We start from the raw sequence: 23,432 nt of genomic DNA on the forward strand, positions 1-23,432 counted from the left end.
TGGGCTTTAGATTTTTTAAGTGAGGTCCATCCAAGCAGGGCGGCTTTGCAGCCCTGCTTGGATGGACCCGCGTGGAAAGCTGGGCTACGGAGATCTAACAGGCTTAAGCAGTGTTGAAATGCGCCACGGTTGTTTTACAAGGCGATGATGTTGACGCCGACCGGGTCGAATTCGTGAGGCATCGCGTGATCGCGGTATCGCAGCTTAGTCTGTTTCGATAGAAAACTTATCATCTATGCGTGCGTGGGATGTTGTTAGAGGCGATGCAGAAGGGCGTGCGAGAAACTGATTAACGCGAGTATCAAATTGATCGCGAAGGCTGGCTGTAATGCCTAGTTTGAGGGCGTCGAGATAGTCCGCATACCACTGCATCATGATCCGACGTTGCGGCAAGTATAGGGCTTGATTGTACTCACCAGAGATGCCGCCCTCGACGTGAGCCAGCTGGCTTTCGACATGGTCCTTCAGCCAGCCATGTTCGCGCAGTAGCGTGCTTGCGGTATGACGAGTGCCATGGCTGACGAGTCGTCCTTTATAGCCGATCTTGGCGAACACCAGGTTGATCGTGTTTTCACTGATGACTGGCTGCTTTTCACCATTGCCTGGGAATAGATACCGACTGCGGCCAGTGCTTTGGTTCAGTTTGGTAAGCATGGCGATCAATTGATGAGGTAGAGGGCTAACGTAGTCTCTGCGCATCTTCATGCGGGCGGCCGGGATGGTCCAAATCCCTTCCTCAAAATCGATTTCCTCCCATTTTGCGTAGCGAACCATGCCGGGGCGGCTCGCCGTCAGAATTGTCATCCATGATGCAATCCTCGCTGGTAGCCGGCTGGTGGTCTTGCTTAAGGCCCGGAGAAACTCAGGTAGTTCGTGTTCGTGCAGATGTGGATAGTGTTGAGTGGGCGGTGGGGCTATCGCAATCGCGTGGAGTTCGGAGGCTGGATTGTGTTCGCACAGGCCGCGTGCAATGGCTTGACTGAAAATCTGTTTCAGCCAGGTCCGGGTCTTGTCCGCAACATTGAAGGCGCCTCGTTTTTCGATGCAGGCCTGCAGTTTTGCGCAGTCGCTTCGAGTGATGAGCTCCAGTTGCTTCTCGCCGAGAGCGGGCAGTAGATCCTTATCGAGATAGTCGCGGATCTTCTTCAGCGTCGCGCTGCTGCGGCCGGAGTCCGCTTTGAATTGGTACCAGTACTCCGCGGCTCGCCTGAAAGTGTTGAGCCCGGCCTCCTGCTGTCGCAGCTTGTCATCGCGACGTTTGGCGCCGGGGTTGGTGCCTTGCTTGAGTAGGTTGCGGCATTCTGCAGCTCGTTCACGGGCTTCCTGCAAGGAGATATGCGGATACACGCCCAGTGACATGCGCGCCGCCCGACCCTGATACGTGTACCGGAAGTGCCAATACTTGCTACCGTTGGGTTTCACCAGCAGGGCAAGACCCGAACTATCACTCAACGTGAACGGTCTGTCGGCAGGCTTGGACGCTTTGATTTGCAAGGCGGTCAATGGCATTGCTGTACACCTCCGGTTCTCGAACTGGAATATGTACAGAAAATGTACCAAAAAGAGGCTGGCTTGCAAGAGATGGGGGTGGAACCCCAGAGACCAAAAAGCCCGCAGTTAGCGGGCTCTAGGGGTGTTGCGTAGACGCTGGTAGTCGTCTATGTACTGCAAATGGTGCCCCGAGGGAGACTCGAACTCCCACTCCTTTCGAAAACGGATTTTGAATCCGCCGCGTCTACCAATTCCGCCATCAGGGCTCAATGGCGGCGAAGTATAGAGAGGTGAATACCGCTGGTCAATCAGGTACATGGAGAATTTTTGATATTTCCGCTAGACTTCCCGGCCCTGCTAGACGAACCCCATCATGCGCGTTGCTGACTTTACCTTCGAGCTCCCTGATTCGCTGATTGCTCGCCATCCTTTGGCCGAGCGTCGCGGTAGTCGCCTGTTGACCCTGGATGGGGTCAGCGGCGCCCTGGCACACCGTCAATTCACTGATTTGCTTGAGCATTTGCGCCCGGGCGATTTGATGGTGTTCAACAATACCCGGGTGATTCCGGCGCGGCTGTTTGGCCAGAAAGCTTCCGGCGGCAAGCTGGAAATTCTGGTGGAGCGGGTGCTCGACAGTCATCGCGTGCTGGCGCATGTGCGCTCCAGCAAGTCGCCAAAGCCTGGGTCGAAGATCCTTATCGACGGCGGTGGCGAGGCCGAGATGTTGGCGCGTCACGATGCGTTGTTCGAACTGGGGTTTGCCGAAGAGGTATTGCCGCTGCTCGACCGCGTCGGGCACATGCCGTTGCCTCCTTATATAGACCGCCCGGATGAAGGCTCGGACCGCGAGCGTTATCAGACGGTGTACGCCGAGCGCCTGGGCGCGGTGGCGGCGCCGACGGCGGGGCTGCATTTCGATCAGTCGCTGATGGAGGCGATTGCCGCCAAGGGCGTCGAGACCGCGTTCGTGACCTTGCATGTCGGCGCTGGCACTTTCCAGCCGGTGCGCGTCGAGAAGATTGAAGATCACCACATGCACAGCGAATGGCTGGAAGTCGGCCAGGACGTGGTCGATGCAGTCGAAGCCTGCCGCGCTCGCGGCGGCCGTGTGGTGGCCGTGGGGACCACCAGCGTGCGTTCCCTGGAAAGCGCCGCGCGCGATGGCGTGCTCAAGCCGTTCAGTGGCGACACCGATATCTTTATCTACCCGGGCCGGCCGTTTCATGTGGTCGATGCCCTGGTTACCAACTTCCATTTGCCCGAATCCACGCTGTTGATGCTGGTTTCGGCGTTCGCCGGTTATCCCGAGACCATGGCCGCCTATAAAGCCGCTGTCGACAACGAATACCGCTTTTTCAGCTACGGTGATGCGATGTTTATCACCCGTAATCCCGCACCACGTGGCCCCGAGGACAAAGAATGAGTCGCCAAAGTCGTATGTCGTTTGAGTTGCTTGCTACTGACGGCAAGGCGCGTCGTGGTCGCCTGACCTTCCCACGCGGTACCGTCGAGACCCCGGCCTTCATGCCGGTGGGCACGTACGGCACGGTCAAGGGCATGCTGCCGCGGGATATCGTCGCCACCGGCGCGGAAATCATTCTGGGCAACACCTTTCACTTGTGGCTGCGTCCTGGCACCGAAGTGATCAAGAAGCACGGCGACCTGCACGATTTCATGCAGTGGAAAGGCCCGATTCTGACCGACTCCGGCGGTTTCCAGGTGTTCAGCCTAGGCGCCATGCGCAAGATCAAGGAGGAGGGCGTGACCTTCGCCTCTCCGGTCGACGGCGCCAAAGTGTTCATGGGGCCGGAAGAGTCGATGCAGGTCCAGCGTGATCTGGGCTCGGACATCGTGATGATCTTCGACGAATGCACCCCGTACCCGGCCGACGAAGACGTCGCTCGCGTATCGATGGAGCTGTCGTTGCGCTGGGCTCAGCGTTCGAAAAACGCCCATGGCGACAACACTGCCGCGTTGTTCGGCATCGTCCAGGGCGGCATGCACCAGGATTTGCGCATGCGCTCCCTGGAAGGCCTCGACAAGATCGGCTTTGACGGCCTGGCCATCGGCGGTCTGTCGGTGGGCGAGCCCAAGCACGAGATGATCAAGGTGCTCGATTACCTGCCGGGCCAGATGCCGGCTGACAAACCTCGTTACCTTATGGGCGTTGGCAAACCGGAAGATCTGGTTGAGGGTGTGCGCCGCGGTGTGGACATGTTCGATTGCGTGATGCCAACCCGTAATGCCCGCAACGGGCATCTGTTCATTGATACAGGCGTGCTGAAGATCCGTAACGCGTTCCATCGCCATGATGATTCGCCGCTGGATCCGACCTGCGATTGCTACACCTGCCAGAACTTCTCCCGTGCTTATCTGCACCATCTGGACAAGTGCGGCGAAATGCTGGGTAGCATGTTGAATACCATCCACAATTTGCGCCATTACCAGGTGCTTATGGCTGGTTTGCGCGAGGCTATTCAACAGGGTACATTGGCCGCCTTTGTCGATGCCTTCTACGCCAAACGCGGGTTACCCGTTCCGCCTTTGGACTGAGTTTTCTGACCCCAAGATTCAACATTTGCAACTGGAGTGCTAAATGAGCTTTTTTATCTCTAATGCCATGGCTGACGCTGCTGCACCTGCGGCAGGCCCGATGGGCGGCGGCTTTGAGTGGATTTTCCTGGTCGGTTTCCTGGTCATCTTCTACCTGATGATCTGGCGTCCACAGGCCAAGCGCGCCAAAGAGCAGAAGAACCTGCTGAGCAGCCTGCAAAAAGGTGACGAAGTTGTGACCACCGGTGGTATCGCCGGCAAAATCACCAAAGTGTCCGACGACTTCGTGGTTCTGGAAGTTTCCGACACTGTTGAAATGAAGTTCCAGAAAGGCGCCATCGCCGCCACGCTGCCAAAAGGCACGCTCAAAGCGATCTAAGTTACAACTTCTACTCAATCGACGGGGCGCGCAAGGCGCCCCGCGTCATAAGCGGGCGGCGTGATGCTGAACAAATACCCTCTGTGGAAATACATTCTGATCCTGGCGGTGCTGGCGATCGGTCTGATTTATTCCGCTCCCAATCTATATCCTGACGACCCGGCCATTCAGGTCAGCGGTGCAAGCACTGCGCTGCAAGTCAATCAGGCTGATCTGGACCGTGTGAGCACCGCGCTCAAGGAATCCGGGATCAACGTCAAGGCGGCCACGCTGGCGGCAAACGGCAAGGGCGGTCTGATCCGTCTGGCCAAGGCTGAAGACCAGCTGCCAGCCAAAGACGTCGTGCGCAAGGCATTGGGTGATGACTACGTCGTTGCACTGAACCTGGCGCAAACCACCCCGCAATGGCTGCGCAGCCTGGGCGCGCACCCGATGAAGCTGGGCCTGGACTTGTCCGGTGGTGTGCACTTCCTGCTGGAAGTGGACATGGACAAAGCCCTCGACGCACGCCTGAAAGTATACGAAGGCGACGTCAAGAGCCTGTTGCGTAAAGAGAAACTGCGCTATCGCAGCCTGCCGCAACTGGGCGGTGCCATTCAGCTGGGCTTCACTGATGAAGACTCCCGCGAACAGGCCCGTGCGCTGATCCGCAAGAACTTCAACGATTTCGACATTGTTCCGGCCGACCTCAATGGCCAACCGGTACTGCGTCTGGCGATGACCCCGGCCAAGCTGGCGGAAATCCGCGAATACTCCATCAAGCAGAACTTGACCACGGTACGTAACCGCGTCAACGAGCTGGGTGTTGCCGAACCTATCGTTCAGCGCCAGGGCGCCAACCGCATCGTGGTTGAGCTGCCGGGTGTGCAAGACACCGCAGAAGCCAAGCGTATCCTCGGCAAGACGGCCAACCTGGAGTTCCGTCTGGCGGCTGAGCCTGGCGCTTCGAAAGCCACTTCCGAGGAGTTCGAGTTCCGTGAAGGCAAGCGTCCTCCAGCGCTCATCGAGCGTGGCCTGATCATCACCGGTGACCAGGTGACTGACGCCAAGGCGGGCTTCGGCGAGCACGGTACGCCAGAAGTGAACATCCGTCTGGATGGCCACGGTGGCGAGCTGATGAGTCGTGCGACTCGCAGCAACGTCGGCCGCAGCATGGCGGTGATCTTCATCGAACAGCGTCCAGTCACCACTTACGTCAAGCAAGTGGTCAACGGCGTCGAGAAAGACGTGCCGGTTCAGACGTTCAAGGAAGAGAAGAAGATCATCAGCCTGGCGACCATCCAGTCGCCGCTGGGTGCCCAGTTCCGCATCACTGGCCTGAACGGCCAGGGCGAATCGTCCGAGCTGGCGCTGTTGCTGCGTGCCGGTGGTCTGGCGGCGCCGATGTACTTCGCTGAAGAGCGCACCATTGGCCCAAGCCTGGGTGCCGACAACATCACCAAAGGTATCGATGCATCGTTGTGGGGCATGCTGTTTGTCTCGCTGTTCATCATGGCCATCTATCGCTTCTTCGGCCTCATCGCCACCGTTGCGCTGGCAGTGAACATGGTGATGCTGCTGGCCTTGATGTCGCTGCTGGGTGCAACGCTGACCCTGCCGGGTATCGCCGGTATCGTATTGACCATGGGTATGGCGGTCGACGCCAACGTCCTGATCTTCTCGCGGATACGTGAAGAGATCGCGGCCGGCATGACCGTACAGCGGGCAATCAACGAAGGCTTCGGCCGGGCATTCACCGCGATTCTCGACGCCAACCTGACAACCTTGTTGGTGGGCGGGATTCTCTTTGCCATGGGCACCGGCCCGGTCAAGGGTTTCGCCGTGACCATGTCCCTCGGGATCTTTACCTCGATGTTCACGGCCATCATGGTGACCCGCGCGATGGTCAACCTGATCTTCGGCGGTCGTGACTTCAAGAAGTTGTGGATTTAAGGGGCTGCCATGTTACGTACAATCAACTTCATGGGCGTTCGCAACTTTGCGTTCGGCGTCACATTGTTCCTTACCGCGCTGGCAATGTTCAGTGTCTTTCATAAGGGCATGAACTGGGGCCTGGACTTCACCGGTGGTACGCTCATCGAGCTGACCTACGAGCGTCCGGCCGATGTCACCAAGGTGCGTGAGCAACTGGTTACAGCCGGTTATCACGAAGCCATCGTGCAGAACTTCGGTGCGACTACCGATCTTCTGGTGCGCATGCCTGGCGAAGACCCGCAACTGGGTCACCAGGTGGCTGACGCACTGCAGAAAGTCGGCGGCGACAACCCGGCTCAGGTCAAGCGTGTCGAGTTCGTCGGCCCGCAGGTCGGTGAAGAGCTGCGCGACCAGGGCGGCCTCGGCATGCTGATGGCGCTGGGCGGCATCCTGATCTACCTGGCTTTCCGCTTTCAGTGGAAGTTTGCGGTCGGCGCGATCGTGTCCTTGATCCACGACGTGATCGTGACCATCGGTATCCTGTCGTTCTTCCAGATCACCTTCGACCTGACGGTACTGGCGGCGGTGCTGGCGATCATCGGTTACTCGCTCAACGACACCATCGTGGTATTCGACCGGGTTCGCGAGAACTTCCGCGTCCTGCGCAAGGCCAACCTGATCGAGAACATCAACATCTCGACCACGCAAACCCTGCTGCGGACCATGGCGACGTCGATCTCCACCTTGCTGGCGATCGCGGCCCTGCTGTTCTTCGGTGGCGACAACCTGTTCGGTTTCTCCATTGCCCTGTTTATCGGTGTTCTGGCGGGTACTTACTCCTCGATCTACATCGCGAACGTGGTGCTGATCTGGCTGAACCTGAACAGCGAAGACCTGATTCCTGTGGCGACGAGCGAGAAGGAAGTCGACGACCGTCCATAACGGTTATCTTTTCCTGCTGAAAGCCAAGAAGGCGCGAGTGTTGAACTCGCGCCTTTTTTTATGCTCCAAGGCTGGGAGAAGCGCGGGTTTGTCCCGTCTGTTATAGCCAGGAGGTTCATGTGAACAAGTCGTTGCTGGTTGGTGCGGTATTGGGTGCTGTCGGTGTGACTGCCGGTGGCGCTGTTGCCACCTACAAACTGGTTAAAAGCGGCCCTGAGTATGCGCAAGTGCTGGCCGTTGAACCGGTCAAGACACAAATCAAAACTCCACGTGAAGTGTGCAAGGACGTTACGGTGACCCGGCAAGCACCGGTGAAAGATCAACACCAGATCGCCGGTACGGTGGTCGGCGCCTTGGCTGGCGGCCTGTTGGGCAATCAGATCGGCGGCGGTACAGGCAAGAAAATCGCCACAGTGGCCGGTGCGGTCGGCGGCGGTTATGCGGGTAACAAGGTGCAGGAAGGCATGCAGGAGCGTGACACCTACACCACGACTCAGACTCGCTGCAACACGGTCAATGACATCAGCGACAAGGTCGTAGGCTACGACGTTCGTTATTCGCTGGACGGCAAGGAAGGCAAAGTGCGGATGGATCGCGATCCGGGCAACCAGATTCCGGTCGACAAGGAAGGCAGGCTGATCCTGGGGCAGAACGAACCGGCCAAATAGTGAGCTGAGCGTCCCACACAAAAAGAAGCATCCCGTAAGGGATGCTTTTTTTGTGCCTGAATTTTATGTTCACCATCAACGAGCTATGAAAGACTCTTCATTTTTGCGGCCTTTTGCCCGCCAGTCCTGAGCCCCCATGCCTGCCATCGATCATCCCCTGATAGACCAGTTCCTCGACGCCCTGTGGCTGGAGAAAGGCCTTTCCGATAACACCCGCGATGCCTATCGCAGCGACCTGGCCTTGTTCAACGGCTGGTTGCAGGAGAAGGGCCTGGAGCTGATCAACGCCGGGCGCGAGTTGATCCTCGATCACCTGGCCTGGCGCCTGGAGCAAAACTACAAACCCCGTTCTACGGCGCGATTTCTCTCCGGCGTGCGTGGTTTCTATCGCTATTTGTTGCGGGAAAAGCTGATTGCCGTGGATCCGACCCTGCGCGTGGATATGCCGCAGCTGGGTAGGCCATTGCCCAAATCCTTGTCGGAAGCCAATGTGGAAGCCTTGCTGGCCGCGCCGGACCTGAGCGAGGCCATCGGTCAGCGTGATCGCGCCATGCTTGAGGTGCTTTACGCGTGTGGCTTGCGGGTGACGGAGCTGATCAGCCTGACGCTGGAGCAGGTCAACCTGCGCCAAGGTGTGCTGCGGGTGATGGGCAAGGGCAGCAAGGAGCGGCTGGTGCCGATGGGCGAGGAGGCGATTGTCTGGGTCGAGCGCTACATGCGCGATGCCCGTGGCGAGCTGCTGGGTGGGCGTCCCAGCGATGTGCTGTTCCCCAGCCTGCGCGGTGAGCAAATGACCCGCCAGACCTTCTGGCATCGCATCAAGCACCAGGCCAAGGTCGCCGGGATCGGCAAATCGCTGTCGCCGCATACCTTGCGTCATGCCTTCGCCACGCACCTGCTCAACCACGGCGCCGACCTTCGGGTAGTGCAAATGCTGCTCGGCCACAGCGATCTCTCCACCACCCAGATCTATACTCACGTCGCCCGCGCGCGCTTGCAGGACCTGCATGCCAAGCATCACCCCAGAGGCTGACCGATGCGGGATAGGCCTTGGAGAACTATTACAACCCTGTGGCGAGGGGGCTTGCCCCCGTTCGGCTGCGCAGCAGTCGTCAAGCCTCACGCCTCGGTCCATATGTCGGATAGAGATCGCCAAAGAGGGGCTGCTTCGCAACCCAACGGGGGCAAGCCCCCTCGCCACAGGGGCCTTATGTGGTAGGCTTTGCCGGTTTGCACGATGGGCGGTTATGACCCGGTGTTTCGGCACGGGCGTTCTGATCGTCCCATTTGTCCGCCTTCAGGAGTTCTCATGCGTCTGACCCAGATTTTCGCCGCCGCAGCCATTGCGTTGGTCAGCACCTTTGCCGTCGCCGATGACACGGCCGACAAAGCCATTCGTAAAAGCCTGGAAAACCTCCAGCTCGACGTGCCGGTCGAAACCATCACCGCCAGCCCGCTGCCAGGTCTGTACGAAGTCAAGCTCAAGGGCAGCCGCGTGCTTTACGCCAGCGCCGACGGCCAATACGTCGTTCAGGGCTACCTGTTCCAGCTCAAGGACGGTAAACCGGTCAACCTGACCGAGAAGACCGAACGCCTGGGCATTGCCAAGCTGATCAACGACATTCCAGTGGCGGAAACCGTGGTCTATCCGGCCATCGGCGAAACCAAGTCGCACATCACCGTGTTCACCGACACCACTTGCCCGTATTGCCACAAGCTGCACGCCGAAGTGCCTGAGCTGAACAAACGCGGTATCGAAGTGCGTTATGTTGCCTTCCCGCGCCAGGGCCTGGGCTCGCCGGGTGACGAGCAACTGCAAGCCGTGTGGTGCTCGAAAGACAAGAAAGCCGCCATGGACAAAATGGTCGATGGCAAGGAAATCAAGGCCGCCAAGTGCGATAACCCGGTTTCCAGGCAGTTTGCCCTCGGTCAGTCGATTGGCGTGAACGGTACACCGGCCATCGTTTTGGCTGACGGTCAGGTCATTCCGGGCTACCAGCCTGCGCCACAAGTCGCCAAACTGGCACTGGGCGCGAAGTAAATTCGCATCGTCACGGCCAGCCTTTGACGAGCGTGGTCCGGCGGCAGCATTTGCCGGGCCATCAATAGAGAGCCGCGAACCTGCGGCTGTTTTCACGGCCGGCCTTGAGTCGGCCGTTTTATGGGGAGTTCACAGTGAAACCGGTCAAAGTAGGCATCTGTGGGTTAGGGACCGTCGGTGGCGGTACCTTCAACGTACTTCAGCGCAACGCCGAGGAAATTGCTCGTCGTGCCGGGCGTGGAATCGAAGTGGCACAAATTGCCATGCGCACGCCAAAGCCTCAGTTCCAGACGACCGGTATTGCGATTACCAACGATGTCTTCGAAGTGGCCACGAACCCTGAGATCGACATCGTTATAGAGCTGATGGGCGGCTATACCGTTGCCCGCGAGCTGGTACTCAAGGCCATCGAGAATGGCAAGCATGTGGTCACCGCGAACAAGGCACTGATTGCCGTTCACGGTAATGAAATTTTCGCCAAGGCTCGCGAGAAGGGCGTGATCGTTGCGTTCGAAGCGGCCGTGGCCGGCGGCATCCCGGTGATCAAGGCGATCCGTGAAGGCCTGTCCGCCAACCGTATCAACTGGGTGGCCGGCATCATCAACGGCACCGGTAACTTCATCCTTACCGAAATGCGTGAAAAAGGCCGGACCTTCGAAGACGTGCTGGCCGAAGCGCAAGCCCTGGGTTACGCCGAAGCCGACCCGACGTTCGACGTTGAAGGCATCGACGCAGCCCACAAGCTGACGATCCTGGCGTCCATCGCGTTCGGCATTCCGTTGCAATTCGACAAGGCCTACACCGAAGGCATCACCAAGCTGACCACCGCTGACGTGAACTACGCCGAAGCGCTGGGTTATCGCATCAAGCACCTGGGCGTGGCGCGCAGCACCGCGGCCGGTATCGAGTTGCGCGTGCACCCGACGCTGATCCCGGCCGATCGCCTGATCGCCAACGTCAACGGCGTGATGAACGCAGTGATGGTCAACGGTGACGCTGCCGGTTCGACCCTGTTCTACGGTGCTGGCGCCGGCATGGAGCCGACCGCTTCGTCGGTAATCGCCGACCTGGTGGACGTGGTGCGTGCCATGACCTCCGACCCGGAAAACCGTGTACCGCATCTGGCCTTCCAGCCGGATTCGCTGTCGGCCCACCCGATCCTGCCGATCGAAGCCTGCGAAAGCGCTTACTACCTGCGCATTCAGGCCAAGGACCATCCAGGCGTGTTGGCTCAGGTGGCGAGCATCCTGTCGGAGCGCGGCATCAACATCGAGTCGATCATGCAGAAGGAAGTCGAGGAACACGACGGCCTGGTGCCGATGATCCTGCTGACCCATCGCGTGCTGGAACAGCACATCAACGATGCGATCGCTGCCCTGGAAGCCCTGGCGGGCGTGGTCGGTCCGGTTGTACGGATCCGCGTCGAGCACCTGAACTAAGCCGTTATCGTTCACCGGGCCCGCGTGCGGGCCCGGGTTTGCGAACACTGTCTATTGGAGCCAGTCATGCGTTATATCAGTACCCGCGGCCAGGCACCGGCCCTGAATTTCGAAGACGTCCTGCTGGCCGGTCTAGCCACCGACGGCGGTCTGTACGTCCCGGAAAACCTGCCACGTTTCACTCAGGAAGAAATCGCTTCCTGGGCCGGCCTGCCGTATCACGAGCTGGCCTTCCGGGTGATGCGCCCGTTCGTCACCGGCAGCATTCCGGATGCCGATTTCAAAAAGATTCTTGAAGAAACGTACGGCGTGTTTTCCCACAACGCCGTGGCACCGTTGCGTCAACTGAACGGTAACGAATGGGTGCTGGAGCTGTTCCACGGCCCGACCCTGGCGTTCAAGGACTTCGCTCTGCAACTGCTCGGTCGCCTGCTCGACTACGTGCTGGAAAAACGCGGTGAGCGCGTGGTGATCGTCGGTGCTACCTCTGGCGACACCGGTTCGGCGGCCATCGAAGGCTGCAAGCACTGCGAAAACGTCGACATCTTCATCCTGCACCCGCACAACCGTGTGTCCGAAGTGCAGCGTCGCCAGATGACCACTATCTTCGGCGAGAACATCCATAACATCGCCATCGAAGGCAACTTCGATGACTGCCAGGAAATGGTCAAGGCGAGCTTCGCCGACCAGAGCTTCCTCAAGGGCACACGCCTGGTGGCGGTGAACTCGATCAACTGGGCGCGGATCATGGCCCAGATCGTTTACTACTTCCACGCAGCCCTGCAGTTGGGCGGCCCGGCGCGTTCGGTGTCGTTCTCGGTGCCGACCGGCAACTTTGGCGATATCTTCGCCGGTTACCTGGCGCGCAACATGGGTCTGCCGATCAATCAGTTGATCGTCGCCACCAACCGCAACGACATCCTGCACCGCTTCATGAGCGGCAATCAGTACGTCAAGGAAACCCTGCACGCCACGCTGTCGCCGTCGATGGACATCATGGTCTCGTCGAACTTCGAACGCCTGCTGTTCGACCTGCACAGTCGCAATGGCGCGGCGATTGCCGGTTTGATGGACACCTTCAAGCAGGGCGGCGGTTTCAGCGTCGAACAGGAACGCTGGACCGAAGCACGCAAACTGTTCGATTCGCTGGCCGTGGACGACGCCCAAACCTGCGAAACCATTGCCGAAGTCTTCGAGCAAACCGGCGAGCTGCTGGACCCGCACACCGCCATCGGCGTGAAGGCCGCGCGTGAATGCCGTCGCAGCCTGGATATCCCGATGGTGATCCTGGGCACGGCTCATCCGGTCAAATTCCCGGACGCGGTGGAAAAAGCTGGTGTAGGAAAAGCGCTCGAACTACCTGCACATCTTTCTGATTTGTTTGAGCGAGATGAGCGTTGCACCGTGTTGCCAAATGATCTGAAAGCCGTGCAGGCCTTTGTCAGTCAGCATGGCAACCGCGGCAAGCCACTGTAACCGGTAAAAGCTGTCACATTTTGAAGCCCGTCTCCTGACGGGCTTTCTCATTTCTGCATGCCACACTTGTCGGGTTTCGTAAATGAAGAGCCGCCCATGAAGGACGGGCGAGACGATTACCAAGGAAGTGGCAATGCTGTTTTTTAGAGGGTTTAAACCAGCCGCGTGCTGGATATTGTTGGTCGGCGCCATGAGCGTTGCTCAATGGGGGCTGGCGGCGCAATTGGCGGCTTATGAACCCCGGGAGTCAGTCGCCGGGGCCGCGATCGGGCTAGACGCTCAGGAGCTGCAATGGATTGCGGAACATCCGACGGTCATCGTCGCCTCGGCGCAGTACCCGTTGTACCTGTTCAAGGATGAGCATGGACAGTGGAGCGGTTTGAACAACGATGTGCTCAACCGCATCAGCGCCATGACAGGGCTGAAGTTTCTCCATAAAGAGACGTTTTCCACCGACCAATTACTGGAGCGTCTGGAAAACGGCGCGGCAGACATGAGCACCACATTGGCAATGAGCGAGGAGCGCAAGGAGTTTCTGGATTTCAGTCATGCGTTCGGTGGTGCGGGCTGGGTGTTCGTCGGGCGAGTGGGGGCGCCAGCGGTGCAATCCATGCAGCAGCTGTCGAAAAGAGTACTGGTGCTGCCAGCCCGGCATGCGCTGGAGGCCACCATTCGTCGCGACTACCCGGCCATCGAGCTGCATTCGGTCAAAACCTACGCCGAGGCCAGGGCGTTGGTCGAAAGCGGCGAAGCCTACGCCACCATCGAAAACGAAACCGGGGCGCAGCTCTATCCGTCCGGGCAGCTCAAGGTGGGCTCTACGGTAGAGGGTAAATGGGAGGCCGATCATCTGGCGGTACGCAAAGGACAGCCGCAATTGTTGAGCATCCTCAACAAGGCGCTCGAAGCGTTTCCGCCTGCCGAGTTACGCGCCATTCGCTTGAAGTGGCTCGATGGCATTGTTCCTGTACAGACGCCTTCGACCTGGCAGCGAATAACCGAATGGGGCTGTTGGGGCATTTTTTTCGCCAGTGTTTTTGTGCTGCTATCCCTGTTGTGGAACCGACGACTCACGATGTTGATCCAGCAACGTCGGGACGCCGAAAAAGACCTCAATGACCAGCTCGCCTTCCAGCACGCCTTGATAGACGCCATGCCCGATCCGATGTTCGTGCGTGATCTGGAAGGGCGTTTGATCATGTGCAACAAAAGTTATGAGGAGAGTTTGTCGACCCGTTTCGACCATATTCAGGGGCGCCGACTGATCGAACTCGATGTCTTGCCCAAAGAAACCGCCGAGCAACTGCACGCCGAGTTCATGGCCCAACTCGGCACGCGCAAGACCCGCTTCAGCGAACGTCAGTTGATGTTCAAGGACGGCGTCAGGGACATCTATCAGTGGACGGTGCCGTTTTACAGCGCGGACGGTCAATTGCGAGGACTGCTGGGTGGATGGACCGATCTGGCCAAGCGGACAAGGCAGGCGTGAAGCGCAATGCCTGAAGCGGCTGTTTTTTTACTGTCATCTTTTCCGGGCATGCTTTATCCACCAGAGGCGCCGGTGCGCCTGCCGTTGGAATCCAGAACTTTCTTCTCGGGCCTGGGGTCATTTACTGTGGATACGCCCCAGGCACTTTGTTTGCGGACTATTGAGTGGTGATCGAGATGGAAAGTATCAGTCTATTGCTCGGCGAGGCTCTGAGCCCGTACCAAGTCACGTTGACCCCATCGGGTGCCCATGGCGAATGCCTGGTGACGCTCAAGAGTGCGACCGGCGCTATCGTGGTCGAACGGCTGTTCAATCAGGCCCAGTTAACCGATAAACGTCTGCTGACGGATGTCGTCGACGGCTTGCACCGCGACGTGCTGATCGCTGAGGGACGCCTGGAGCCCTGTGTCATCGCGGCATTGCGCAATGCGGCTCAGGACAAGCGCCTGGCCAGCCGAAATTGAAGTGTTTTTTGTGGGAACCTTCCTGCACCAAGGTCAGTCAGACCATGTAACGGCAGGATCAAGCATTGTGCTCCGGTGCTTGTAGCTTGCTGCTACTGGTCTGTAATACAGGCCACGTTTAACCCCGAGTTGTCTCCCCACTTCTCGGGGTTTCTTTTTGCCCGCGATTTGTCATTGCGTGGCTTGATGCTCGAAAAAGGCCCTGGTTTCTTCCAGGTAATCCTTGCGTCTTTTTGGATCGAGCCAGTCGGCATACAGCGGGTCCATGTGATCGCGGGGCAGGGCGCGCAGTAGTCGGTTGATTTCACTGATCGCCTGTCGACCCTGGGGCGTATTCGAGCAACCGATGTACACGGGCATGTAGTTGCCCGTGCCTTTGACCGGGTAGAACTCCAGTTGCTCATCGGCCAGGTTTTCCCGATGGGCCTGATAGCGGATTTCTGGCCAGTAACCCAATACCACCTGCAAACGCCCCAGGCGCTGCATCTGCAACAGGCTGCCGAGGGCGTCATTGCCATAGTGGGGCGTCAGCGCGCCGGCCGGCGCCTGTTGCAGCAGCGTGTCGAGGAACTCACCGTAACGGCGCTCGGCAATTACCCCGATTTTCTGTCGACCGCTGGCCAACAGTGCCGCCAGATCGACTTCACCGTTGGAAAAAAACGGCTCCAGCACCGGCCGATCTTCACGTCGGATCACCAACCCATTGCTGACCACCCGGAAGGCCGGAATGGAATACGCGATCCATTGTTCGCGCTCCTTGCTCCAGACCAGCGAGGGATCGCAGGTGAAGGTTTCTTCGTGAAGCATTTGCATGCCGCGGGCGCGATTGACCCGCATCAGGGTGTGTTCGTATTGCGGCATACCGGCGATCAGCAGGGGCATCAATTGGTCGATAACGCCCTGGCCTTTTTTCGGACCTTCGAAGATTGTCAGTGGCGGCAGGTCGCGCAACAGCCAAAACAAATGCTCCTTAGGGTGCGCCAGGGCCGGGGATATCAGGCCCGACAACAGCCCGAGCGCCGCCAGCAGGCGCCCGATGCCGGCGTAACCGAGGACGGATGAAAGCAGGCGATTCAGCTTAGATGGCCCCGTCTTCACGCAGTCGTGCGATCTGTGCGGGGTCGTAGCCCAGATCGTGGAGGACTTGCGCATTGTGTTCACCCAACTGCGGCCCGACCCATTCCGAGGTGCCGGGTGTCTCAGAGAGTTTTGGCACAATGCCGGGCATCTTGAAGTCCTTGCCGTCGGGCAGCTTGGCTTGCAGGAACATTTCCCGGGCCAGGTACTGCGGATCGCTGAACATGTCTTCGGCGCTGAAGATCCGGCTGGCGGGAACGTCAGCCTGGTTCAATTGCTCGATCACTGCGTCCAGCGGCAGTGAGTTGACCCAGCGGTCGATCACCCCGTAAATCTCGTCGCGACGGCTGTCACGCCCGTCGTTGCTGGCCAGCACTGGGTCGTTGGCCAGGTCCTCGCGGCCGATGATCAGCATGAAACGCTTGAAGATCGCATCGCCGTTGGCGCCGATCTGCACGTGTTTGCCGTCGGCGCTGGTGTGGATGGAGGAGGGCGTGATGCCCGGCATGATGTTGCCGGTGCGTTCGCGGATGAAGCCGAACACGTCGAACTCCGGGACCATGCTTTCCATCATGGCGAAGATCGCTTCATACAGCGCCACGTCCACCACTTGGCCCAAGCCACCGTTGACCTCGCGATGACGCAAGGCCATCAGTGCACCGATCACGCCCCAGAGCGCGGCAATCGAGTCGCCGATGGAAATCCCGGTGCGCACCGGCGGCCGGTCCTCGAACCCGGTGATGTAGCGCAGGCCGCCCATGGACTCACCGACAGCACCGAAGCCCGGCTGATCTTTCATGGGGCCGGTCTGGCCAAAGCCCGAGAGCCGCACCATCACCAGTTTCGGGTTCAGTGCGTGCAGGACTTCCCAGCTCAGGCCGAGCTTTTCCAGCACGCCGGGGCGAAAATTCTCGATCAGGATGTCCGCTTCACTGAGCAGCTGTTTCAGGATCGCCAGGCCATCCGGGTGTTTCAGGTTCAGGGTCAGGGATTTTTTGTTGCGTGCCTGAACGAACCACCACAACGAGGTGCCTTCGTACAACTTGCGCCATTTGCGCAACGGATCACCGCCGTCCGGTGACTCGATCTTGATCACTTCGGCGCCGAATTCGCCGCAAATACGCGAGGCAAACGGCCCGGCAATCAACGTACCCAATTCGATGACTTTCAGACCCGAGAGCGGTTTATTGGAGAACGGCATGCGAAATCCTGTAGGACAAAGGCTGAGCGAATACAGAGTTTTATCATAGGCCGACATTCATCGCCCAAAGTTGATTCGCCTTCAATTCGTTGATTGCCTCTTGCATCGGTTAGACTTGCCGCCTTTCCCCGTATCAAGAAGCCCGTTCATGGCCCAGCCGTCCACGACCTACAAGTTTGAACTGAACCTCACCGACCTCGACCGCAGCGTCTACGAGAACGTGAAGCAGACCATCGCCCGTCACCCTTCGGAAACCGAAGAGCGTATGACCGTGCGGCTGCTGGCCTACGCCTTCTGGTACAACGAGCAGCTGTCTTTTGGCCGCGGTCTGTCAGACGTGGATGAGCCGGCGCTGTGGGAAAAGAGCCTGGACGACCGTGTCCTGCACTGGATCGAAGTCGGCCAGCCAGACGCCGATCGCCTGACCTGGTGCTCGCGCCGCACCGAACGCACCAGCCTGCTGGCCTACGGCAGCCTGCGTGTCTGGGAAGGCAAAGTGATCCCGGCGATCAAGACCCTGAAAAACGTCAACATCGCCGCCGTACCCCAGGAAGTGCTGGAAACCCTGGCCAAGGACATGCCGCGCGTTATCAAGTGGGACGTGATGATCAGCGAAGGAACGATTTTCGTCACCGACGACCGTGGTCAGCACGAAGTCCAGTTGCAATGGCTGGCCGGCGAACGCGGCTGATTATTCGCCGCTTGGCCGCGTCACCCGGTTTTACCCTACGTATTCAAGAGAAGCACCTGTCACCCCATGCGCATCGAACCTCGCCTGTTGCCCGACACCCTGCCATTTCTCGGTGATATTCCACCGCTGCTGACCCGCCTTTACGCGGCGCGGGGCGTGCAGTCCGAGGCTGAACTGGACAAGAGCCTGGCGCGGCTGATTCCGTTCCAGCAGCTCAAGGGCATCGAGGCGGCGGTGGATTTGCTGGTAACGGCGCTGGAGCAGCGTCAGCGGATTCTGATCGTTGGCGACTTCGACGCCGATGGCGCGACGGCCAGTACCGTGGGCATGTTGGGGTTACGCCTGTTGGGCGCGGCGCATGTCGACTATCTGGTGCCGAACCGCTTCGAGTACGGCTACGGCCTGACCCCGGAAATCGTCGAAGTGGCGCTGACCCGCGATCCGCAGTTGCTGATCACTGTGGACAACGGCATTTCCAGCGTCGAAGGCGTGGCGGCGGCGAAAAAGGCCGGGCTCAAGGTGCTGGTCACCGATCACCACTTGCCCGGCGACGAGCTGCCGTTGGCCGATGCCATCGTCAATCCGAATCAGCCGGGTTGCGAATTCCCGAGCAAAGCCCTGGCCGGTGTCGGGGTGATCTTCTATGTGCTGATGGCCCTGCGCGCGCGCCTGCGCAGCCTGGGCTGGTACGAGAGCACGCCGCAGCCGAACATTGGCGAATTGCTCGACCTGGTGGCGCTGGGCAGCGTCGCCGACGTGGTGCCGCTGGATGCCAACAACCGGATTCTGGTGCATCAGGGCCTGGAGCGGATTCGCGCCGGGCGCGCGCGGCCGGGGATCAAGGCGATCCTTGAAGTGGCCAAGCGTGATCATTCGCGCATCACCTCCACTGACTTGGGTTTTATCCTCGGCCCGCGTCTGAACGCGGCAGGACGGCTGGATGACATGAGCCTGGGCATCGAGTGCCTGCTCACCGAAGACGCTGGCGCCGCCCGTGAAATGGCTGCTCAGCTGGATGGCATGAACCAGGACCGTAAATCCATCGAGCAGGGCATGCAGCGCGAGGCGCTGGCCCAACTCAAGGATCTGCCGGTGGAATCGATGCCGTTCGGCCTGTGCCTGTTCGATCCCGAGTGGCACCAGGGCGTCATCGGTATCCTCGCGTCGCGTATGAAAGAGCGCTATTTCCGTCCGACCATTGCCTTTGCCGATGCCGGCGATGGTCTGCTCAAGGGCTCGGGGCGTTCGGTTCAAGGCTTTCACATTCGTGATGCCTTGAGCGTGGTCGCGGCGCAACATCCGAACCTGATCAGCAAATACGGCGGCCATGCCATGGCGGCCGGCCTGACCTTGCCGGAAGCGAATTTTCCGTTGTTCGCCGAAGCCTTCGATGCCGAAGTGCGCAGGCAAATGCGCGAAGAAGACCTGACCGGGCGGCTGCTGTCGGACGGCACTTTGGCGGTCGAGGAGTTTCACCTGGAGCTGGCCCGCGCCCTGCGCCACGCCGGACCTTGGGGGCAGCACTTTCCGGAGCCGCTGTTTCACGGGGTGTTCCAGTTGGTCGAGCAACGGGTGGTTGGCGAACGGCACCTCAAAGTGGTGCTGAAGAGTGAATGCGGCTCGGTGAAGCTGGATGGCATCGCCTTTGGTATTGACCGGGATATCTGGCCGAATCCAACCATCAAGTGGGTTGAATTGGCCTACAAGCTCGACCTCAACGAGTTTCGTGGAAACGAGACTGTGCAGTTGATGATTGCCCACATCGAACCGCGATAACGGCACGATGCTTTTGTGGCGAGGGAGCTTGCTCCCGCTGGGCTGCAAAGCGGCCCTAAACCTTTAAACGCTTTTTCCTGTGGTACCGCGTCGGTTGGTTGACGACTGCTGCGCAGCCGAGCGGGAGCAAGCTCCCTCGCCACAGGTATCGCCTGGACCTCAAATTGGCGGTGTTTCATTTCTTGAACCCTCCCTGATCCCGCGATGTCGACTAGGCTCTAAGCACTGCTTGATTATCCTTGTGACGTCTTGTCGAATTTTTTGCCCGCGGGGGCGGGTGCTGCACCTTCCTGTCACTCGTCGACTATTCAAACAGAACCCTGGAGCCTGCCCACTGATTTGAGAGGTGCCCCATGAGTCTGCTGCTTGAACCCTATACCCTTCGTCAATTGACCCTGCTTAACCGCATCGCGGTGTCACCGATGTGCCAGTACTCCAGCGTCGATGGGCTGGCCAATGACTGGCATCTGGTCCATCTCGGCAGCCGCGCGATCGGCGGCGCCGGTCTGGTATTCACCGAAGCCACGGCGGTCACCGCCGACGGGCGTATCACGGCCCAGGACCTTGGCCTCTGGAATGATCAACAGATCGAACCCTTGCAACGTATTACGCGCTTCATTGCCGCTCAGGGCGCCGTTGCCGGCATCCAGTTGGCCCATGCCGGGCGCAAGGCCAGCACGCATCGGCCGTGGCTGGGCAAGCATGGCAGCGTCAAGCCGGAAGACGGCGGCTGGATCCCGGTCGGCCCTTCGCCGATCGCATTCGACCCCCAGCACACACCACCCAAGCAGCTTAATGAAAGTGAGATCGCTGAGGTCGTCCAGGCTTTCGTCGATTCGGCCAAACGGGCGCTGACCGCCGGTTTCAAAGTGGTCGAAGTGCACGCCGCCCACGGTTACCTGCTGCATCAATTTCTTTCACCCTTGAGCAATCAGCGGCGCGATCAGTACGGCGGTTCGTTCGAGAATCGAATCCGGCTGGTGCTGCAAGTCACCGAAGCGGTGCGGGCCGTGTGGCCTGAAGAGTTACCGGTGTTTGTGCGGGTCTCGGCCACCGACTGGGTGGAAGACGGCTGGAACCCCGACGAAACCGTGGAGCTGGCGCGACGCCTGAAAGACCTGGGTGTGGACCTGATCGACGTTTCGTCGGGCGGTACAGCGGTAAACGCCGAGATTCCTACAGGCCCCGGTTATCAGACCCGTTTCGCCGAGCGGGTACGCAAGGAGTCGGGCATTGCCACCGGCACGGTAGGCATGATCACCGAGCCGGCCCAGGCCGAGCACATTCTGCGTACCTGTCAGGCCGACATCATCTTCCTCGCCCGGGAGTTGTTGCGTGATCCGTATTGGCCGCTGCATGCCGATGACGATCTGGGTGGGCACAAGGCTGTCTGGCCGGCGCAATACCAGCGGGCCACCCATCGTGACCAACCGATTCATGAATCGGATTTGCGTGACTGAAGGCCGCTGTAAAACCAAAAAGCCCCGGTCGGGTTGACGGGGGCTTTTTAACGTCAAAAGATCGCAGGCTTCGCCAGCTTCTACAGGGTGTTCACAATCTAATGTAGGAGCTGCCGGAGGCTGCGATCTTTTGATTTTGCTATATCAGGTGTACTTGCGCTTATCAGGTGCCGGCGGGAAATACTGATACAGCCAGGTTTCACTCAACGTGCGGTCATTGGTACGAATGAACAACCGCAGTTCCACCGGTGCCACGCTGTCATTGGTCGGGTACCAGTCGAAGGTGATTCGGTAGCCCTTGATGTCATCGAGCACCAGCACGTTGAAATCCTTCACCTGACCGTTCGAGCAGGTCACCACCGGTTCGATCCCCGCGCCTTCCGGCAAGCGGTCCAGCCCGCCGCCGGTGAAGTCCACGGCAAAGCGGCGCGCCCAGACTTGCGGGTAATGTTCGCCCGGTGCCCAGCCTTCGACGAAGCCGCCCATGCCCGAACGGGTCGCATTGACCCGTGCCAGCGGCGTACCCACCGGCGGCAAGGCGCTCCAGTAGAGCTTGTAGCCGTAGTTCAGGGAATCACCGGCCGCGACCGGTTTCTTCGGCGTCCAGAACGCGACGATGTTGTCCAGGGTTTCGCCGGTCGTAGGAATTTCCAGCAAATCGATAGAGCCTTCGCCCCACGCGGTTGTAGGTTCTACCCACAGGCTCGGGCGCTTGCTATACCAGTCGACGGTGTCCTGATAACTATCGAATTCATGGTCGGTCTGCACCAGACCAAAGCCTTTCGGGTCGGTGTCGGCGAAGGCGTTGAATTGCAGGGTGGCCGGGTTGTTCAGCGGACGGCAGATCCACTCGCCGTTGCCGCGCCACATGGCCAGGCGATCGGAGTCGTGGATTTGCGGGTGAATGGTGTCGCACATACGGCGCTCGTGAGTGCCGCAGCTGAACATGCTGGTCATCGGTGCGATACCCAGTTGCTCGATGGCGGTGCGGGCATTGACGTGGGCGTCGACTTCCATCACCACGCGCTCGGCCTGGCAATCGATGTCAAAACGATAGGCCCCGGTGGCGCTCGGCGAATCGAGCAGGGCGTACACCACGAAACGGGTGCTGTCCTTGTCCGGTGTCTCGAACCAGAACTTGGTGAAGTCCGGGAATTCTTCACGCTTCTTGGCGTAGGTGTCGATCGCCAGGCCGCGGGCCGACAAACCGTACTGGCCGGTGGCGTCTACCGCACGGAAATAGCTGGCGCCGAGGAACGACAAGACGTCGTGCTGATCCAGCTCCGGGGCCTTGAACAGCTTGAACCCGGAAAACCCCAGGTCGCCCTTGAGCTGTTGGGTGTCGACGGTGGTTTTTTCGTAGTTGAACAGCGACGGGCGGAAATGCACCTCGCGCGCCAGCCGAGTCTTGGGATCGACGCTGTACATGCGCACCGGCTGCTTGAAACCCATGCCGACGTGGAAGAACTGCACGTCCAGCTGACCTTTCAGATCCTTCCACAGCGAGTGATTGCCGTCGTAGCGGATTGCGTTGAAGTTCTGCGGCGTCATGGTCGCCAGCGTCGGCGGTAGCACCTGTTTGGTGTCCTGATACGGCTTGCCGGCGAGCTGTTTGGCCTGGCTCTTCAGCGCTTCGAAGTCGAACGCCTGAGCGTCGCCATCGGCAGTGCCGCTACCGGCCCAGGCGTTTGCGGCCAGCAGGCCGGTGGCCGAGAGACCGGTGTAAGCCGCGATGGCCATGGAGGCTTTGAGCAAATTCCTGCGGTGCATAAGTACAACCTGTCGTGAACAATCCCGCGCCGTTCCTGGCACGTGCTGGATCAGAAATAACGGTTCGGACATGCCTTCGGCCAAACGCTACGGACTTTAGAACAGATGCCAAATAGCTTAAACCGTTCGATTGCAGAGCAAAAATGATTGATAGCACCGCGACAGCGCGGCAATGAAACAAGACATGTCAGGTAACGTTTCTCACAGCGCTTTCTGATTTATAGGGCATATCTGCTTTTTTCGACTAATTACTCTAAAAACTGCTTCTCAGCGCCGATTTAATTTCTATTCTATGGACATGACCGGTTTCGGCCCTTCAGGCCGGTGGGTTCAGTGCACACAAGACGGCCGCTGAAAGTGATAGGGCGATGCGGTTTTGCAGTTTTCTCTGACGTATAGAAGGACATCGTCCATGTCGAAAGTACAAGGCATAACTGAAATGTTAGGACTCTTTCCCTGCCTGGCCACCGGGCGGCGAAGGCGTCGGCTCAGTTCGGAGGAGTTGAAGTTGGTGGAGCGCTATCGCGAGCTGTCGGAGAGCGACCGGATTGCGATGCGCTATCTGGTGGATGCGATGAGGAGTGTTTCGCGGTTTTGAAGG

The 23,432-nt window shown here is 59.3% G+C and carries 20 protein-coding genes and 1 tRNA gene; 16 read left to right on the forward strand and 5 right to left on the reverse strand.

What is annotated here, in order from left to right; all coding sequences use genetic code 11:
• Positions 1 to 204 precede the first annotated feature (204 nt).
• Both AC1RO5_RS14770 and AC1RO5_RS14775 read right to left on the reverse strand, forming a co-directional pair.
• A complete protein-coding gene (locus AC1RO5_RS14770; RefSeq protein WP_086946350.1) occupies positions 205 to 1,509 on the reverse strand; it encodes a tyrosine-type recombinase/integrase in 1,305 nt (434 codons plus the stop codon).
• Positions 1,510 to 1,672: 163 nt separating this feature from the next.
• Positions 1,673 to 1,757, reverse strand: a tRNA-Leu gene (locus AC1RO5_RS14775).
• Between the two features lie 107 nt (positions 1,758 to 1,864).
• Between AC1RO5_RS14775 and queA the strand changes: the two genes are divergently transcribed.
• The 12 genes from queA to AC1RO5_RS14835 all read left to right on the forward strand — a co-directional run bounded on the left by queA (position 1,865) and on the right by AC1RO5_RS14835 (position 14,856).
• The gene (gene queA / locus AC1RO5_RS14780) at positions 1,865 to 2,914 is read left to right on the forward strand and encodes a tRNA preQ1(34) S-adenosylmethionine ribosyltransferase-isomerase QueA (RefSeq protein ID WP_493175843.1); all 1,050 of its coding nucleotides are present in this window, start codon (positions 1,865 to 1,867) and stop codon (positions 2,912 to 2,914) included.
• A gap of 14 nt (positions 2,915 to 2,928) precedes the next feature.
• Positions 2,929 to 4,044: a tRNA guanosine(34) transglycosylase Tgt gene (gene tgt / locus AC1RO5_RS14785; RefSeq protein WP_019651852.1), complete on the forward strand. Its 1,116-nt coding sequence runs from the start codon at positions 2,929 to 2,931 to the stop codon at positions 4,042 to 4,044.
• A gap of 43 nt (positions 4,045 to 4,087) precedes the next feature.
• Positions 4,088 to 4,423, forward strand: a complete 336-nt coding sequence (gene yajC / locus AC1RO5_RS14790; protein ID WP_007934009.1) for a preprotein translocase subunit YajC — start codon at positions 4,088 to 4,090, stop codon at positions 4,421 to 4,423.
• A gap of 63 nt (positions 4,424 to 4,486) precedes the next feature.
• Positions 4,487 to 6,355: a protein translocase subunit SecD gene (gene secD / locus AC1RO5_RS14795; protein ID WP_493175845.1), complete on the forward strand. Its 1,869-nt coding sequence runs from the start codon at positions 4,487 to 4,489 to the stop codon at positions 6,353 to 6,355.
• Positions 6,356 to 6,364: 9 nt separating this feature from the next.
• Positions 6,365 to 7,279 carry a protein translocase subunit SecF gene (secF, locus tag AC1RO5_RS14800; RefSeq protein ID WP_493175846.1) on the forward strand — a complete coding sequence of 305 codons (915 nt, stop codon included), beginning with the start codon at positions 6,365 to 6,367 and terminating at the stop codon, positions 7,277 to 7,279.
• 119 nt (positions 7,280 to 7,398) lie between these two features.
• Positions 7,399 to 7,947: a glycine zipper 2TM domain-containing protein gene (locus AC1RO5_RS14805; RefSeq protein ID WP_019651850.1), complete on the forward strand. Its 549-nt coding sequence runs from the start codon at positions 7,399 to 7,401 to the stop codon at positions 7,945 to 7,947.
• Between the two features lie 136 nt (positions 7,948 to 8,083).
• Positions 8,084 to 8,980 carry a site-specific tyrosine recombinase XerD gene (xerD, locus tag AC1RO5_RS14810; protein WP_493175848.1) on the forward strand — a complete coding sequence of 299 codons (897 nt, stop codon included), beginning with the start codon at positions 8,084 to 8,086 and terminating at the stop codon, positions 8,978 to 8,980.
• A gap of 276 nt (positions 8,981 to 9,256) precedes the next feature.
• Positions 9,257 to 9,988, forward strand: coding sequence for a thioredoxin fold domain-containing protein (locus AC1RO5_RS14815; protein WP_493175850.1), 732 nt, complete (start codon positions 9,257 to 9,259; stop codon positions 9,986 to 9,988).
• Between the two features lie 134 nt (positions 9,989 to 10,122).
• Entirely contained in the window at positions 10,123 to 11,427 is a 1,305-nt protein-coding gene (locus AC1RO5_RS14820; protein ID WP_018926703.1) for a homoserine dehydrogenase, read from the forward strand.
• 66 nt (positions 11,428 to 11,493) lie between these two features.
• Positions 11,494 to 12,903 (forward strand): threonine synthase, encoded by a 1,410-nt coding sequence (gene thrC, locus AC1RO5_RS14825; RefSeq protein WP_493175852.1) that lies wholly within the window; start codon positions 11,494 to 11,496, stop codon positions 12,901 to 12,903.
• A gap of 133 nt (positions 12,904 to 13,036) precedes the next feature.
• Positions 13,037 to 14,392 carry a transporter substrate-binding domain-containing protein gene (locus AC1RO5_RS14830; protein WP_493175854.1) on the forward strand — a complete coding sequence of 452 codons (1,356 nt, stop codon included), beginning with the start codon at positions 13,037 to 13,039 and terminating at the stop codon, positions 14,390 to 14,392.
• Between the two features lie 176 nt (positions 14,393 to 14,568).
• Complete coding sequence (locus AC1RO5_RS14835; RefSeq protein ID WP_019581629.1) at positions 14,569 to 14,856, forward strand: DUF3509 domain-containing protein; 288 nt, start codon at positions 14,569 to 14,571, stop codon at positions 14,854 to 14,856.
• A gap of 171 nt (positions 14,857 to 15,027) precedes the next feature.
• Here the strand turns inward: AC1RO5_RS14835 and AC1RO5_RS14840 are convergent, their stop codons facing one another.
• Both AC1RO5_RS14840 and AC1RO5_RS14845 read right to left on the reverse strand, forming a co-directional pair.
• Complete coding sequence (locus tag AC1RO5_RS14840; RefSeq protein WP_493175856.1) at positions 15,028 to 15,954, reverse strand: TIGR02285 family protein; 927 nt, start codon at positions 15,952 to 15,954, stop codon at positions 15,028 to 15,030.
• Entirely contained in the window at positions 15,935 to 17,134 is a 1,200-nt protein-coding gene (locus AC1RO5_RS14845) for a CaiB/BaiF CoA transferase family protein (protein ID WP_019651844.1), read from the reverse strand. The genes AC1RO5_RS14840 and AC1RO5_RS14845 overlap by 20 nt, the downstream gene beginning before the upstream one ends.
• A 148-nt stretch (positions 17,135 to 17,282) precedes the next feature.
• Between AC1RO5_RS14845 and AC1RO5_RS14850 the strand changes: the two genes are divergently transcribed.
• From AC1RO5_RS14850 to AC1RO5_RS14860, 3 genes are all read left to right on the forward strand, one after another.
• Positions 17,283 to 17,825, forward strand: a complete 543-nt coding sequence (locus AC1RO5_RS14850) for a YaeQ family protein (protein WP_007940622.1) — start codon at positions 17,283 to 17,285, stop codon at positions 17,823 to 17,825.
• A 66-nt stretch (positions 17,826 to 17,891) separates the two neighbouring features.
• On the forward strand, positions 17,892 to 19,601 hold the full coding sequence (gene recJ, locus AC1RO5_RS14855; RefSeq protein ID WP_493175858.1) for a single-stranded-DNA-specific exonuclease RecJ: 1,710 nt from the start codon (positions 17,892 to 17,894) through the stop codon (positions 19,599 to 19,601).
• 353 nt (positions 19,602 to 19,954) lie between these two features.
• Positions 19,955 to 21,061, forward strand: coding sequence for an NADH:flavin oxidoreductase/NADH oxidase (locus AC1RO5_RS14860; protein WP_007940618.1), 1,107 nt, complete (start codon positions 19,955 to 19,957; stop codon positions 21,059 to 21,061).
• Between the two features lie 144 nt (positions 21,062 to 21,205).
• Here AC1RO5_RS14860 and AC1RO5_RS14865 read toward each other — a convergent pair whose 3' ends face one another.
• The gene (locus AC1RO5_RS14865; RefSeq protein ID WP_493175859.1) at positions 21,206 to 22,831 is read right to left on the reverse strand and encodes a glucan biosynthesis protein D; all 1,626 of its coding nucleotides are present in this window, start codon (positions 22,829 to 22,831) and stop codon (positions 21,206 to 21,208) included.
• Positions 22,832 to 23,243: 412 nt separating this feature from the next.
• Between AC1RO5_RS14865 and AC1RO5_RS14870 the strand changes: the two genes are divergently transcribed.
• The gene (locus AC1RO5_RS14870) at positions 23,244 to 23,429 is read left to right on the forward strand and encodes a hypothetical protein (protein WP_007940616.1); all 186 of its coding nucleotides are present in this window, start codon (positions 23,244 to 23,246) and stop codon (positions 23,427 to 23,429) included.
• The last annotated feature ends 3 nt before the right edge of the window (positions 23,430 to 23,432 follow it).

It is taken from the genome of Pseudomonas sp. GW822-FHT02G04, from assembly GCF_058802085.1.